General features: G+C 38.3%; 13 protein-coding genes and 2 pseudogenes. All 15 read right to left on the bottom strand.

Translation table 11 applies throughout. The features are described from left to right. Positions 1-80 precede the first annotated feature (80 nt). Positions 81-253: pseudogene (locus QWU_RS10520) on the bottom strand (type IV secretory system conjugative DNA transfer family protein); the annotation flags it as partial. Between the two features lie 272 nt (positions 254-525). Next, positions 526-2154, bottom strand: coding sequence for a BID domain-containing T4SS effector (locus QWU_RS00625; protein WP_017195951.1), 1629 nt, complete (start codon positions 2152-2154; stop codon positions 526-528). Positions 2155-2537: 383 nt separating this feature from the next. Then, positions 2538-4457 carry a Ti-type conjugative transfer system protein TraG gene (traG, locus tag QWU_RS00615; RefSeq protein ID WP_006590465.1) on the bottom strand — a complete coding sequence of 640 codons (1920 nt, stop codon included), beginning with the start codon at positions 4455-4457 and terminating at the stop codon, positions 2538-2540. Between the two features lie 151 nt (positions 4458-4608). Continuing rightward, entirely contained in the window at positions 4609-6243 is a 1635-nt protein-coding gene (locus QWU_RS00610) for a BID domain-containing T4SS effector (RefSeq protein ID WP_017195950.1), read from the bottom strand. A gap of 10 nt (positions 6244-6253) precedes the next feature. Continuing rightward, a complete protein-coding gene (locus QWU_RS00605) occupies positions 6254-6460 on the bottom strand; it encodes an antitoxin VbhA family protein (protein ID WP_006590463.1) in 207 nt (68 codons plus the stop codon). Between the two features lie 67 nt (positions 6461-6527). Beyond that, positions 6528-7598, bottom strand: coding sequence for a P-type DNA transfer ATPase VirB11 (virB11, locus tag QWU_RS00600; RefSeq protein WP_006590462.1), 1071 nt, complete (start codon positions 7596-7598; stop codon positions 6528-6530). Then, positions 7595-8753: pseudogene (gene virB10, locus QWU_RS08815) on the bottom strand (type IV secretion system protein VirB10). Before virB10 ends, virB11 begins: the two are co-directional and overlap by 4 nt. After that, complete coding sequence (gene virB9, locus QWU_RS00590) at positions 8746-9609, bottom strand: P-type conjugative transfer protein VirB9 (protein ID WP_006590460.1); 864 nt, start codon at positions 9607-9609, stop codon at positions 8746-8748. The pseudogene virB10 and the gene virB9 overlap by 8 nt, the downstream one beginning before the upstream one ends. Beyond that, a complete protein-coding gene (locus QWU_RS00585) occupies positions 9606-10274 on the bottom strand; it encodes a VirB8 family type IV secretion system protein (protein ID WP_006590459.1) in 669 nt (222 codons plus the stop codon). The genes virB9 and QWU_RS00585 overlap by 4 nt, the downstream gene beginning before the upstream one ends. Beyond that, entirely contained in the window at positions 10264-10578 is a 315-nt protein-coding gene (locus QWU_RS00580; protein ID WP_017195949.1) for a hypothetical protein, read from the bottom strand. The genes QWU_RS00585 and QWU_RS00580 overlap by 11 nt, the downstream gene beginning before the upstream one ends. Positions 10579-10782: 204 nt before the next feature. Further along, the gene (locus tag QWU_RS00570; protein ID WP_006590457.1) at positions 10783-11775 is read right to left on the bottom strand and encodes a TrbL/VirB6 family protein; all 993 of its coding nucleotides are present in this window, start codon (positions 11773-11775) and stop codon (positions 10783-10785) included. After that, positions 11762-12208: a TrbJ/VirB5 family protein gene (locus QWU_RS00565; RefSeq protein ID WP_006590456.1), complete on the bottom strand. Its 447-nt coding sequence runs from the start codon at positions 12206-12208 to the stop codon at positions 11762-11764. The genes QWU_RS00570 and QWU_RS00565 overlap by 14 nt, the downstream gene beginning before the upstream one ends. Then, a complete protein-coding gene (locus QWU_RS00560) occupies positions 12205-14568 on the bottom strand; it encodes a VirB4 family type IV secretion/conjugal transfer ATPase (RefSeq protein ID WP_006590455.1) in 2364 nt (787 codons plus the stop codon). Before QWU_RS00560 ends, QWU_RS00565 begins: the two co-directional genes overlap by 4 nt. Further along, positions 14565-14876, bottom strand: a complete 312-nt coding sequence (locus QWU_RS00555) for a VirB3 family type IV secretion system protein (RefSeq protein WP_006590454.1) — start codon at positions 14874-14876, stop codon at positions 14565-14567. The genes QWU_RS00560 and QWU_RS00555 overlap by 4 nt, the downstream gene beginning before the upstream one ends. Continuing rightward, positions 14877-15197, bottom strand: a complete 321-nt coding sequence (locus QWU_RS00550) for a TrbC/VirB2 family protein (protein WP_006590453.1) — start codon at positions 15195-15197, stop codon at positions 14877-14879. Positions 15198-15472 lie beyond the last annotated feature (275 nt).

The raw sequence follows: 15472 nt of genomic DNA, 5'->3' as shown, positions 1-15472 counted from the left end.
TTATGAAACAGAATTTTTGCTCTTACCCTTTGATGTTGTTGTTCTTGTTTTGATGCATAGTCTCCATAGGGAGATAGTTTTTAATTTTTCTGTGCTTTAGGAGCAAAACGGTCCTTTTCAGTAGCCCTAGCATCCTTTTCCCTCCTAAAATAGATCACTCGACTACATCGTAAAGGGGGTGTCTTTGCATGAGAATCATTTATTCATCTTGGCACATCTCTTGCACAATTTCGTTGGGTAAAATGAGCGCTCTTTATATAACCATAACCCAAAGGTCTACTTTATTTAAGACAAACAAAACATGTTTTTATAGTTACTGTCAGCTGTAATCGTGGCGTTTAAAAGAGCACTAATAATTACTTGTTCAATTATTTTAGAGATGGCATGCATGTTCTGTGCAAAATTACTGGTAGGGCACTTAAGTGATCTATTTTTGCATGGATGATAAGAATATGAAAACATTTCTTCTACATGGATGTTCAGATCAAGATGGGTGTTCAAATTAAATATAAGGTTGCATATTTTTTAACTGGCAATAGAGAGCGTATTTGAGCGAGCGGTTGCATATGTGTGGGCTTGTTGATGGGTTTCTTTGGCTTTTTGAACAGTGTTGGTAATTTCTCGTGCTTTCTGTTCTGATACGCCAATATTTTGGGCAAGTGTTTCATAATCTTTATTTGTGATCGCACTCCATTCGTTTGATGAAAGACGATATTCTAAACTGCGTATAAAAGTGCGAAGTTCTTGGTATAACTGAGAAGATTGAGACAAGGCTTCTCTTTGTTGTTCGGGTGGTAAGGCAAAAAGGTTTTGCAAATTTTGACTGGGATTTTCTACCGTTTTTCCAAGACGTTCTTGTTCAATTTTATGGTTTCGAGTGATTATATTATAGGTAGCTTCTACAGTGTAGACATAATTCTCAACGGCAAGAGAGAGCCCATCAAGATAATTTCGAGCGTGTATACGTGCGGGATTTTGTAGACCGCATATACTGAAACCTGCAAGAGGCAAAACAGAGCGCGGTGCCTGTTTAATTTGATGGGCAAATTGTCGGCCTAATTCTGGATTTTTAATAATCTCTTCTATCTGTTCGTTTAATGCGTTTGCATTACCATAAACGGCTTTTGCGTGTTCTCGGACTTGCTTTTGAGCTTTAAGGACATAGCTATTCAATGCAACTGTTCTGGCACATTCACTTTTTGTGAGAGGCGCTAATGTTTCTTTTGGAATAAGCGTGTTTTCAAGCTCTTTGTTTTTGGGGGTGGTAAAGGTAATGATATCGCCGGATTTTAATGATTTTAATCGTTCTGGTGTGAGATCATCTTTGTTACCAATGATGTAAGTCCCTTGCACATCGAGCACAAAACCTTCTGAATAACAACCTTTATAGGTTCCCATATAGGTTTCTCCTGCTTTTGTTGCCATAACAAGGCGATTATTCACATCGCGTCCTGTATTGTTGATGTGGTCCATAAACTCTTTTAAAAGACGTATTTTTTCTGGATTGGATATATCTTCAAAAAGGTCTTTCAATAGTTGTGTATTGCCATATTGTATTGCTTCGGTACACACAGCCACCATGCGTTTTTGTGTGGCAAGTGAAAAGTCAAGCTGATATCCTGCGGCTTTGGCGAGATTTTCAAAAAAAACTTGTTCTGTGTGTTCATTGCCATCTATAAATGGATGAATTTTGTAAAGAGAATGAAATAAGCTCGTTGCCTCCACGATAAATTCTTCGCGCGTTAGACCTTGTAAATTATCTTTTTCGGCAAGGGTTTGCTCTAATTTTTGTAAGAGTTTGGGGATCTCTTCACTGGTTGCAAAATCATTGCCCCATTCCATTCTTTTCATTTCTGGCATGGCGGCAACGCTACCATCTGCAAATGTGAAAGGAATATGGCGCAGATGTCCAGCCCATTCGAAAGTATTTTTAAACAATTCTTGATGGATATGACATAGATAAGCACCATCAAAATATTCTGGTAGCGGCTCTTCACGCAAACTGATTTTGGCTTGTTCTATGTCATGGGAGGATTTTTCCAGAAAGCGTTTTAAATCCGTTTCTCCATATTTATTTTTGAGTATTTGGGTACCGGGATAGATATAATGATGGGGTGAGGAAGAAAGTGTATTTTTTGTTTTTGCTTTTGGCATTGTTACATTCCTTATAATGTTACACTTTTCATGAGAGTGTGTAGAACTTTTTGTTTGAAAATCCCCCTCGCATATTCTTTTGAAATCTTGAGCATTGGATAAGGGAAAAGAGTCGCCTTCAAAAACTTCTTGATAGGGTTCTTAAGACATAGATATGATTGATATGCATTATTTGGTGGTGAAGAGAGCGTTTGATAAAGAATATTGAGCTTGGTAAACACAAATATAACAATACCATTCAAGGACTTTTTCCCCCCACATTTTTCTTTCTGGATCATGCGGAAATTCCTTATTTGTGAGGTTTTATGAAACAGAATTTTTGCTTTTACCCTTTGATGTTGTTGTTCTTGTTTTGATGTATAGTCTCCATAGGGAGATAGTTTTTAATTTTTCTGTGCTTTAGGAGCAAATCGGTTCTTTTCAGTAGCTGCTAACATTTCTTTTCTTCTAAAGTAAACCGCTCGACCACATCGTAAAGGGCGCTGTCCTTGCATAAGAATAATTTGTTCATCTTGGCGCATTTCTTGAATAATCTCATGGGGTAAAATCAACGCTCTTTGTTGAGAATTAATATTGTAAGAGCTTTTTCCCAAAGACAAACCTCTTGATTTACTTGTTCCGGTTACTTCAACTGTCATTTGACCACAGCGCTCTGAAATATCTTTGGCTGTTTGGAGATCTTTGATGGCGGCATAACTTACAAAGGAGCAACTTTCAAACCATGATCGTGCTCCTGCTTCTCCAAAGTGATTGACTAACTGACCAGAGGATTGATAAAAGAGCATCAAGGATGTGCCATATTTACGACCGCGATCGCGTGCTTCTTCTAAAATGTTCATATAACCAAGAAGATCCACTTCATCCAAGACAAACAAAACACGCTTTTTGTAATTTCCGTCAGCTGTAACCATTGCATTGAGAAAGGCACCAATAATCACCCGTCCAATTGCTGGGTAACTGTTCAAAATGCTTGCGGGAAGGTTGAGAAAAACATCTGTATTGCCATTTGCAAGATCCGATGATGAAAAGTCATCTCCACAAACAAGATCAGCGTAATTGGATAAAGAAAGCCACTGGGTGTCTTTTGACGCAGTTGTGTAGACTCCTGAAAAAGTTTGGTCTGCCATTTCTGTAAAAATACCAACCATTTCACGAATGAAAAGAGAAGGTGTTGTTTCCTGAATCATGCGCAATTGATTTACAACAGCCGTTTCTGACTGAGAGAGGATGGTGCGCAAAGTTTTTAAATTGCGTTCACTTTCTTCATATTCATCAGAAAATATAACATGTGCAAGAAGAGCGGTTAAAAGATTATGCGCTTGTGTTGAAAAATATTCTGCTGAAGAATTCTCTGATTTTTTATCTGTAATAAGTAATTTGGCAAAACCCACAATATTTGCTTCACGCTTTGTGCGTGGTACGCTATCATCTAAAAGCCAATCGAGTACATTAAAATTTTTTGTTAGAATAGAATTGGGGTCGAGAACAATAACATTTCTATTATTCATTTTTTTCCGCGCAAATCTGACCATTGGTGCAATTTCTGTTGAAGGGTCAAGACAAACAATAGAGCCTGGATAGGTTAAACATGTTGGAACGACTGTACTTGTCGTTTTATATCCACCAGAACCGGCAAAAAAGATCATGTGCGTTGAACCAAAATCAAGATTAAAGCTGAGCAAAGGTGCTTTTCCACCTTTCCCCCATGTTGTTTTATCACCAGGTGCAAACGGAATATTGCGTACGCTATCTTGATCAACACGGTATCTTTCACCAACAACAATTTGACCGTTGGCAGGAAAGATTTTCGCCGCATCTTTTAAAGACATCCATGAAGCATCACCCAAAACACCTTTTTTTGCACGTTTGACTTTGCTTGCACGCGGAGAGATTGTTATGAGCTGAACTGCTAAAAGAGTAACGCCGATAATAGTACCAAAGACAACCATTGGATCCATGAACTTTAGAGCATAGCCCCAACTTATCCCTTGTTGGCCAACATAGGGGCTTAAACGTTTTATTTCACCGCCAATATGATAGAGGGCAGTGATGCCAAAAAAGAGAGCTGAGATAAAGGTAATCCCTTTACGTAGATGCAGTTTTTGTGAGAAGCTATAAAGCAGTGATACGGTAGCAACCAGTACCAGTACCAATAAGGGCTCTGAGCGAAGATACCAATAAAGTTGCTTGGTTTGCAATCCATTTGTGACAAATAACAACAAATGAGGGACGAGAAATATTACTAGAGTGCCTAGAGCAATTGGCGCTAAAATAGTTGCCAGTTGTGTCTTTGTGTATTTCATTCTTGTCTTACTTTCGATTTTCTCTAGAAATGACGTGTGCTCTTTGCAAAATTACTGGTAGGACCCTAAAATCGCTTTTTTCATGAGTGGTGAAGTATCAAAATATTTCCACTCATGAATAATGTAAATGAAGGTAAAATGTCTTATAGTTTTAGCTAGCCATAGCAAGCACATTTGAATGATTGAGTTTACGTTCTTGGGTTTGCTGGTAGACTTCTTTGATTTTTTGAATAGTGTGTGTAATTTCTTCTGCTTTCTTGACCGATGTGCCGAGAGTTCGCGCGAGCGTTTCACAGTCACCATTTCTGATCGCTTTATGCTCTTGTGAGGAAAGACGCACATTAACGTTTTTTATAAGATTGCTAAGTTCTTTTTGAAGAAGAGGATTATGCGTTAAAGCCTCTTGCTGCAATTCTTCTGGTAGACCAAAGAGATTTTGCAGCTCTTGGCTCGGCATTTCTACCGATTTTGCACGGCAATTTTGTTGTTCTTGATGTTCTTGGGTGATTTCTTTTTTAGCATGTTTTACCGCATATGTAAAATTTACAATTGCATTACAAAGAACATCAATATGATTTTTAGCGTTTGCACGTGCTTGATTTTGAAAGCAAAAAAGGTCGATCCCTGCAAGACGAGAAACAGAGTGAGGAGCTTTTTCAATCTGATTGGCAAGGTTTTGGCCAAAGTTTGGATTTTTAATAATCTCCACCATCTTTTCGTTTAATGCTTTTGAGTTACCATAGACAATTTTTGCACATTTCTGGATTTGGTCTCGAGCAGTGTGGACACAGGCATCTTCAGCAATCTTTTCGGCAAGCTCATTTGCTGTCAAAGGGGCTATTGTTTCTTTTGGAATGAGCGTGTTTTTTAACTCTTGTTTTTGTGGGACGGTGAAGGTAAATCTATCACCGGGTTTTAATGTTTTAAGTTGTTCTGGTGTGAGATGTTCTTTATTGCCGATGATGTAAGCCCCCTTCACATTGCAAGCAAAGCTATTAAAACCAGCACCTCTGTATGTCCCTGTGTAAGTTTCACCTTCCTTTGTTACCATAACAGGACGATCATTCACATTGCGTCCAAGCGCTTTCATGTTGTCTGTAAATTCCTTTAAAAGGTGAATTTTTTCTGGATTGGAGATATCTTCAAACAGATGTTGCATAGGTTCTAGATCGCCTTTTTCTGCTACTGCAATACTGGCGAGCATCATGCGTTCTTTGGTGACAAGCGAAAATTCAAGTTGATGGCCTGCGGCTTTGGCAAGATTTTCAAAAAATGCTCGTTGTGTGCGTCCATTGCCTTCTCTAAAAGGGTGAAGTTGATTGAGAGAGTTAAATAAGCTTATTGCTTGAAAGTTAAATTCTTCACGCGTTAAACCTCGCAAATTATTTTTTTCTACAAGCGTTTTATCTAATTTTTGTAGACCTTCTTGGATTTCATCACCCAGTGCAAAAGCATTTTCCCATCCTGTTCTTTTCATTTCTGGCATGGCGGCTGTGGTGCCATCTTCAAATGTAAAGGGGACATGGCGAAAATGTCCTGCCCATTCAAATGTATCTTTAAATAACTGGGAATGAATATGGCATAGATAAGAACTATTAAACTGTTCTGGCAGAGGAGATTCACGCAGATTAACCATTGCTTTTGCTGAATCATGCGAGGTTTTCTCTAGAAAGGCTTTGAAGTCTTTTATTCCATATTTGTTTTTGAGTGTCGTGGTATTTGGATAGACATAATGATGAGGAGAAGTTATTTGTATATTTTTTGTTTTTGCTTTTGCTTTTGGCATTGTTACCTCTTTATAATATTGCGCTGTCCATGAGAGTGTTAAATTCTTCTAGTGAAATATTTCCTTTGGCATATTCTTCCAAAATTTTGAGCGTTTTGGAATGAAGCATTATTCCTTCAAGCGCATGGCTGTTTATGGTGGCGTCAACAGTTTCACGGCGCTGCTGTAGTTCTTCTGCTGTTATCGATAAAAGATTTTCTGTTGTCTTTGTTGGCATTTATTCTTCCTTTCTAGCTTTTCAAGGACTGCCTTTAAAAAGCCTTTTTAGTAGACCTTATTTCTCTTTAGTTACCACCAAAGATGTTGCGTTGTTTGAATGGATCATAATAGATTTCCGTGACTTTAAATTTTCCTTCAATCCGTTTACATTGAATGATAATATCAATCATTGAAATCAATAGACCGCGAATATCATCACGTTCTAAATCGCTTCCTCCCTCACTTTCTTTGACCAAAAGAGTCATTTGTTCAAAGGCAGCAAGAGCTGTTGAGGCATGAACCGTGGTAATTGAACCAGGGTGTCCTGAATTGACATTGCGGATATAATAAAAAGCTGTACCATCTCGAAGTTCTTGTAAAAGAATGCGGTCAGGGCGCATGCGTAAAGCAGATTCAAGCAATTCTTTGGGGCCAACAGAGGCTAAGCCTTGCCGGTCTTTTGAATAAATCATAGAAACATGATTGGGTTGAGAGACAACCAATTCTTGCGTATCTTCAATGGTGATAATACGCTCATCATGAGGAATTTTGGCGATTAATGCTTTGGATAATGTTGTTTTGCCAGAACCGGTTTTTCCAGCAATTAAAATATTTTTTTGGCATTTTACAGCCTGATTTAAAAAGGAGACAAAATCCTTATTACAATAGGCAGTTGCTAATTCATATTCGGTGTTTTTGAGCTCGTTAAAACGTGAAGGGTAATCATTTAACGGTGTAAATGACACTTGTTCACACAGGGAAAAGAGATCTTTGTTGGCAAGATCTTCAAGAGAAAAACTTTGCGAGGAGGGTTTGCGAATTGTCATACTAATCGTATCTTTTTCTACCGCTGGTGGAATGACAATTTGAATACGCTCATTTCCTGGAAGAGTCGCAGATAATATGGGATTTTTGTCCGATATATTTTGCTTAGAATAAGACGCAACAACTTTAGCAATCCCCATAAGTTCATGAAAGGAGAGAGATGGTGCTTCTATGGTTTCCCATCCCTTAACCCCTTCAATCATCACTTGATAGGGACGATTGATAACAATTTCAAAAAGACTATCGTCTTTTAAAAAAGCACTGAGTGGTTCGAGTTTTGTTAAAACAATTGCAATGGTTTCATCGTTCAAGCTGTGCAAGTTCTGATTCATTTTAGCGTCACTGCAGAATTTTTATAAAAGTTTTTTGAAAGGGCACGATTGGTAATCTGTTGTTTTTTTCGATGATTTTCAATTTATAAACATTGGAAAAATCTAAATCGCGGGCAACAAAAACATTAACCATTTCTCCTTGGTTTTTGGTCAATGTTGGAGGAATATTGGCGTAATTTTCTGTGAGAATATTTGCAATATTTTCTCCCGAAGAGGCTGTTTCAGCAGAGCTTTTTTCTGGACCTTTTAAGAAACGGCCTCTTACATAGCTGGTTGCATCTTTTACAATCGATACAAGAAGCGCAGAACCAATCCTCTCGAACCAATGATTATCAATATCTCCATCCATACCAGAACGCCCTAAAGCGTCTGTTGCTGGTGAAGCAAGTGTGATAATGATACCATTTGGTGTTTTGGCTCTATTCCAGAGCACAAAGAGACGATTTTGCCCCCTTTTTAATCCAGCACGATATTCACCAATAATTTGTGTACCTTTATCAAGGAGAACAACGCGTCCGTTATCTGACAAAATATCTCTAGAAACAATACAACTGGTAAATCCTGGTTGATCACTGCTGATTGCCGTTTCTAAGATACAAGGGATAGAAGCGCCCATGGCAATAATGTAATTACGATCGCCGAGGATGGACGCGCGAATACCGCTAAGGGTGGTGGGCTTGAGAAGATGATTAAACTGCTGTGCTGTTTTATCAGGTTTGTTTTCTTCTTGATTCAGTAAAGCATCCTTATTTGCTGCTGTGGTTGTGGTGGTTTGATGGGGGGTTGCATAGGCGAGTACAGGAGCACGTTGTGCAGCTTCTAAGAGTTTATCATCATCGGATTTTGGTGATTTATTTTTGGTGTTGGTAATTCAACTTTGGGTAATAAAGCGTTATTTTGTGAGGGCTGTTCAAGAGCTATAGGCTTTGGCTCTGCTGGGCGAAAAAATTCTGTTTGCTTAATAATTCCTTCTTTAGGAGGTTCAATAGCTTGTTTTTTATCTGTTGCAAGCGTTGAATATGCTAAATAAAGGCAGACACTGAAAAGAATTACAAGAGCTATTGCTTTGCCCACATTGCCTTGTTGTTTTTTGCCTTGCAAATTTGTTATCGTATCGCGATCATTGATGCTTTTTTCATCCATTGTATTATTCATGGCTGTTTCCTATGTTCACTTTACGTTGTACGGATGGGGATGTTGTACCGGTTTCGGGGTTAATCCCTGCAGGCACAAAATTTTTATTGAAGATACACAATACGTCATTGCCACGGCGCAAAGTGAATTGCGCAGCTGTAGCATGAACTATGACCTGATTTCCTTTAATCGATTTTGGAACGAGAGCTTCTTGCCCATCACGTGAGACAAGATAAATAGCAGGGATTTCAGTATTGCCTAGAAATGTAAATGTTGTTGTTTTACCGTTGTCATAGACAGAAGTAGGTTCAATGAGGGGTGAGCCTTGTGCCTCATAAGCCCAATTTCGTGGTCCAAAATTTTCATGAATATTTAAAACGTCATTAACAACATTTTTCTCGCGCTGTGCGGCTTTTTCTGCTTCTGCTAATTTTCGACGCAAGGCTTCATCTTCTGGATAGCGAAACTTTACCAAAAAATATGTCTCATTACCTGCTGAAACATCTCCTTCACGCACTTGTAGTTCAAATTGGTAGGAGCGTTTTGTCGCATCTTGGCGGGTTGTGACAATTTGTAAATTGGTAACAGGTTGAACTTCGCGCGGTTTGAGAAAAACAAAGTGGCCGGCTGGTGCAACTTGCCAAGCAACAGAATTACCAATTCCCACATAAGTCACTTCTTCATCATCGGCAAATTCCAATTGGACCGAAGAACGAATAGAACCAATGATTTTTGTGACATTGTATGGGTCATAATTGATAAATCTAATGCGATTGTCTTTGCGTGCACTCACAGGCGCAGTTTCTGCAAATGAGAAAGCTGTATGATAGCTTATCGCGATAATGAATGCTAAGATTATATGAGAGAATCTGATCATTTTATCACCTCTGGATCGGAGCGATATTCCGATACTTGAAAGCCAAGTGGGTTGATTAAGCGGTCTTTTGTTGAAATGCGTGCATTAATGTAGGAAAAATTTAAGATCGAAACCCAATGGGAAATATTCTCTTTGCCATTTAGTTCTCTGACCGTTTTATAATAACGTACTTGAATAAGATCTTTGCTTAAGAAGGAAATTGATTTTATTGCAACCGTGACGGTCATGTTTTGATAGATATTTTGCGGACTTTCTGGATTGTTGCCTGCATACCATCTTGCAAAACGGTTTTGTTCTTCTGGTGAAGATAAAAGAGAGATCAAGCGAAAATTGTTTTCTGCCTCTGCGGTTTGAAAGCCTTCACGTGCACGAACATATTTGCTAGCAAAATAGCGCGTTATCGCTTCATCATAGTTATTGGGAGATTCCTTTAATGCACTAACCGTATCAACAATGCCTGTTGAATTATCAATACGAATAACAAAAGGCTCTACAGTTTTTAAAGGTGCTAATGCTGCTACAGCCAAGGCTAAAGCAATTGTCATTAAGCCAAAAAGTATTGTCAAAGCCATAGAAACTTTCATCCGTACACGCATGCTATGCATGCGATCAATGTCGAATGAGCGTGCTTCTTTTATATATTCATCAAATTCATTACTTTTCACGCGCGACCTCCAAGGTTCTATGAGAGAATGTTTCTTGGTTTATGGAATTTAATGAGGCTGCTTTTAGTGTCACGTCTGCTGTCGCTTGTTCACTTTCCAGTGTGTTGAGGATAATTGGTGTCGTAACAGGCTTTGCGATTTTTTCTGACAGAATTATACCTTTATTCTCCCAATCCCATTTATCCTTATTTAAAGCACGGGTTTGTTTGCCATTACAGCGTGGTGGTTTTTTGGGGCCACTTAGAGAAGCACAGCCAGTAAGGGCGATTGTAAGGATTACAAAAAAAGTTATTTTTCGCTTCATTTTTTGAACTCACAAATACTTTGGAATGCAATGCATGGATGCTTTCGTTTTGAATGATTTCAAAAAGCCATGCGATGAAAGAGTTTGATTGGTTTCATGAAATCAAGCACATCAATTGTTGTATGCAATATGAGCATGGGGCGTGCGCTTTTTAGCGCACGCAAGGTAAAAACAAGAATTTTGCTTTCTTTTAGGAAGCTCTGATTAAAATCCACCACGACCTCCAGCTCCCATTTTCGCCGCCTTTGCAGCACCTGCAGAACTTGCCGCTTTGCCTGCGTAACCTTTTGCACCAGAGAGGTATGAAAGTGCGCTTTTTGCTGCATTTCCACCAGATTTAGCGCTATTGCTAATCATGTTGACAATTTGTCCACCTGAAGAGACACCAGCAGTAAAGTATGGTCCACCAGCAGCGAGAGCAGAGGCAATGCCAGGAAGTGTACGGAAGAGAATCGCTCCTACGATTGAGATCACAACAACAGGAGGGAAAAGGTAATAGATTGAATCATATGAGTCTTTGAGAACGTGTAGAATAACTTTGCACATAATGGTTCCAAGCATGATTACCAGAACCTGCAAAACGGTAAAGTTAATCAATGTTGTAATCCATGCATCGGTGAATTTTCTGGTTGCATTGAACAAATAGAGGCTAATAAAGAGAGGGCCAAGACCTATAATCATGACAAGTGCAACCTGTGCAAAAATTTGCACAATAAAACCACCTATACAAAAGATAATAACAGCTAAAATCATTAAAGAACCAAGGATGCCGACAAGTATCTTTTCCAGGAACCAAGCTTTCGATAAGACTTCTTGATAACGTGTAGTTGCCTGTAACAAAATGTAATCAAAAACATTAGAACCAGTAGAATTGCTGTTGAGTGCATTTCCAATAGCGTTCACTAAATCATTGAAGAAAATATCTTTGACATAGATATTGAATGTGTCTGCGTTGGTTGCCATGGTTGTTACCACAATGATTTTAACAACGTTATTGAGAAGGCTATGCATAGAAAGAGCAACCCGACCAGTCATAACATTATAGCCATACAGAAAGATAAAAATGATCGAAGCGAGATTCAGTGGAGCTGAAATAGCAGAAGATAAATTACTCACTGTCGAGTTCATTACATTATCAAGTGGAGCTAAAATATATCCAGAAATGTTTTCAAAGGGGGCTAAACTAAAGTTTGACATTAGAATTCTCGAGTTTTTCTCTTAATTTTTCTACCATTTCTTCATGTTTTTTCTGTGCTTGTTCTTCATGGATCTCCTCTATTGTTTTTTTATTTTTTGTTTCAATCATAGAAAGAGATTGGAGTTTTACGATATCTGTCTGAAGCCTTGCTTGAAGAAGGGAGAGCCTTATTTGAAGTGCTTGAAATTCTTCAGGTTTAGTTTCCGCTTTTGATTTAATATTTTCAAGTTGTTGATTTATATTTTCAATTTCTTTTATGTTTTCAGCTGTAGACGTATAAATTGATTCAGCTGTTTCTGATCTTGTGGTGTCTGATTTTTGTGTGCTTTCTAATGCATCTTTATAATAGCCATCAGCAATTGGTGCTGTTTGTGACGTTGCATGAGAGATGAAAGATAAAGATAATAGTGTAATTAAGCCATATTTTTTCATTGTTTTTCTCTCCTTTTATGAAAAATGGGCAGCCATTTTTGGGGATCTGTTCCATATTCGCTGATGATTTGGTTCATGAGTTCGATATTTTTGGTTGTGCCGCTTAAAACGGCGATCTCATCATCCATTCCGCGTAAGTTAAGTTCTGCAACGACGGAATTTTGTCCCTGTTTGATAAGAAAACGACGGGATTCTCTGCTTAATTCTGACTGTATCAGTTCAAATTCACGCTCAGTTAGTTTGAAATCTTCAACATAGTCACGATAATTTGCTTTTTGATTGGGAAAAAATATTTGCGTGGGACATTGCTCGATGATCGTGTGAGCAATTGTTGAATTTAAAGCATCTTTAGGACTTTGTGTAGCAAACAGCATCATGCCATTTTGTTTACGGATTGTTTTGAGACGATCTTGTGCAAAAGCTTTGAAGGAATCATCTTCAAGTGCTTTCCAGAATTCATCAATGACAATAATAATGCGCCGCCCATCGATAAGATCAAGGATACGGTGAAATAGATACATCATTAAAGGGCGACGAATTTCCTCATTATCTAAGAAATCAGTCATGTCATAACCAATAAATTGGGCATCTAAATTGAGATCATCTTGATCGTTATCAAAAACCCAACCTAATGCCTCACCTTTAATCCAAGGTTGTAACCGTATAGCAATCCCTTCTTTTGAAGTGTTATCAAAAAACAATTGGAGAGCAGCAAGAGAACGTTGCGCCCGGGGCAAGCTTTCTAAGGAATCGATAGCGTTGCTGATATCTTGTCGCTCTTCTTCTGTTACTGTTTGTCCTTCAGCTGTGACGAGCTTTAAGATCCAATTACGAAGAAAGATTTTATTTTTTTCTGTGTATTTCAAGCCTTTTAAGGGTGCGATACCGGTGGGTTGCCCGTTTTTTAATGGTTTATATTTTCCACCTCCTGCACGCACAAAAATCTCTGCACCTTGATCTTTGTCAAAAAAAACCATTGTTGGATTGTGTTTTTGTAATTGTGCGAGAAGAAAATTCACAATTACTGTTTTACCAGATCCTGATGGACCGCATACAAAGGTGTTACCAAGATCACCATAATGAAAATTAAAATAATAAGGTGAACCAGCTTGGGTTTTCAGTAATGCTACAGCAGATCCCCAAACATTACCTTCTAATTTGCCAATAGGAAAGGAATGAAAGGGTGATAGGGCAGCAAAATTCCTGCTGGTAATGGCTCCAGAGCGTGCTCGATAGCTGAAATTTCCAGGTAGTTGTGCCCACCATGCAGCTTCTAGTCCTAAATCCTCTCTAGCAATAACAGCACCACCATTGGTTAAATGCGAACGTGCTTTGGAAAGATTTTCTGCTAATATTTTAGGATGATTTGCAAAAACAGCCAAAGAGAGATGATGTTCTCCCAAAACAAAACGATTTGACTCTAAATCATCTAAAGCTTCATTAAGCGCTTCAATTTGTGAGCTGGCACGATCAGCCGTATTAATCATTTGATTTTGTTTGCGGCCCATAATGGTGCTGGCAGCTGCTTTGCTTTTAAAGACAAAAGATTGTGTTAAAATAAATTCAAAAGGGGCTGTCAGCAATTCATCGGTCATGCCAGGGCGGGTTCTTGAGGGATATTCTTTCCAGCCAAATATGCCAACAAAGCGTTCATTGCTTTCATGGCGAATTTCTATGATCTCTTTACCGAAAATAACACGATCTGAATAAATCGTTGAGGCAATAGTACCAAATGTAAGGGGGATACGCTCCCTTCTACCACCTACTAACTGATGAAGAAATTCACTTTGTTCAGAAAATAAAATACCTTCATGTTCATAAATGGACAGCATTCGTGCATCATAGGCTTCTAAACCGTGTATAAAATCTTGGCTTAACTCTTCAATTTTGTGAATAGCATCCTGATCTGGTTCAGATTGCGTCTTTTTAGCTTTTGCTAAACGCTGGAAAAATAAAGCAAGTTGTTCGGTTTTATCTGATGCCGGATTCCAAAGCAGTGAAACGAACAGATCATTTCTATAAAGCTCTTGCGAAATCATTTTCTCTTTATATTTTTTATCTAATGTTGCTGCAAAAGATGAAAAAAAACGCCCCTCTGGATAAATTGTTTCACGACGGCGAATAATATGAGAATATAAAGCAACACGTTCATCAGCAATATTCTTTAAGAGCGTGTTTAATTGATTGTGTAAAGAATTCAATTGATCGATATCTGCAGTGTCAAAATTTACGCCTTCAATGGCAATCACTGTCATTAAACAACGTGAATTTAATGCAACAACGTGTTGATTGATATGGCGTATATAGGGAATATAATCTTCAGGCAAAGTTTCCCGTTTCATGATTGACGACTGTTTCATCTGCTCAATTCCTTATAAGTACGAATAAGGCGTAAGGGGGACGTTGATCCTCCTCCCCATCTATTGACATTTTTTTGTTTTCCTCTTGTATTGAGCCAGGCAAATAACACACGAAACTGATTGTGATCGTATTTTGTTACTTCACGCAAAACAAAGTGCATGCCAACACCAAGACCAAGCATGGAAAAACCGCTTGTGAGAATAAAAAGAATGGTGGTTGCCATAACATTTAATGCCATCGCTTCTATTGTGACACCGGCAAACATGGCAGGTCTTGTACAGGCAAGGAAAAGAGGATCTTCATTCATTTATGTCGTACCTCCTCCTATTAATTTTCCAACGAGAGCAGGTGCTCCAAAAACAATGCCAATGCCGATAATAACAAAAGCTGCTTTGCGCAAATCAAAAAAACCGTACATCCAAGCAATACCCACGGCAGCAACACATAGAATGGCAATGAGCTTTGCTGTTGCTCCTGTCATCATATCAACAATGGTTTGCAAAACATTATCGATGTTCCCCAGCCCACTCGTAGTGGAAGCTGCATAAGACGGATTTGAGATAACGAACGCTGTTAAAAGCAACATGATAACGATAAGGATGCTGTTTTTGGATAGAGTGTTTGTCATTTTACCTCTCTTTAAAAAAATTGTTTATCTTCTCGTCTCTTGTGGGCGCAGAATTTTTCTTCCTTATGATTTGCAGCCCAAATCCTCCCTCAATTATTTTTTAAAAAGTTTTGATAGTGGTTATTGCTCACTCTCAAAATCTTCTTCTTAAGAGACAGAAGATTTTTTTATGTTTTGATTGTGTTGCACAAAAATGGCAATTTTAAGTTGTATTCTCTTTCTTAAGATGGCAAATAGCCAATCGTATGAGAATAATATTTTTTATTTACATAATG

The organism is Bartonella birtlesii IBS 325, assembly GCF_000273375.1.
Classification (GTDB): Bacteria; Pseudomonadota; Alphaproteobacteria; order Rhizobiales; family Rhizobiaceae; genus Bartonella; species Bartonella birtlesii.
The sequence above is the reverse complement of the archived record's forward strand: the minus strand, read 5'-3'. Positions and strand labels throughout refer to the sequence as shown.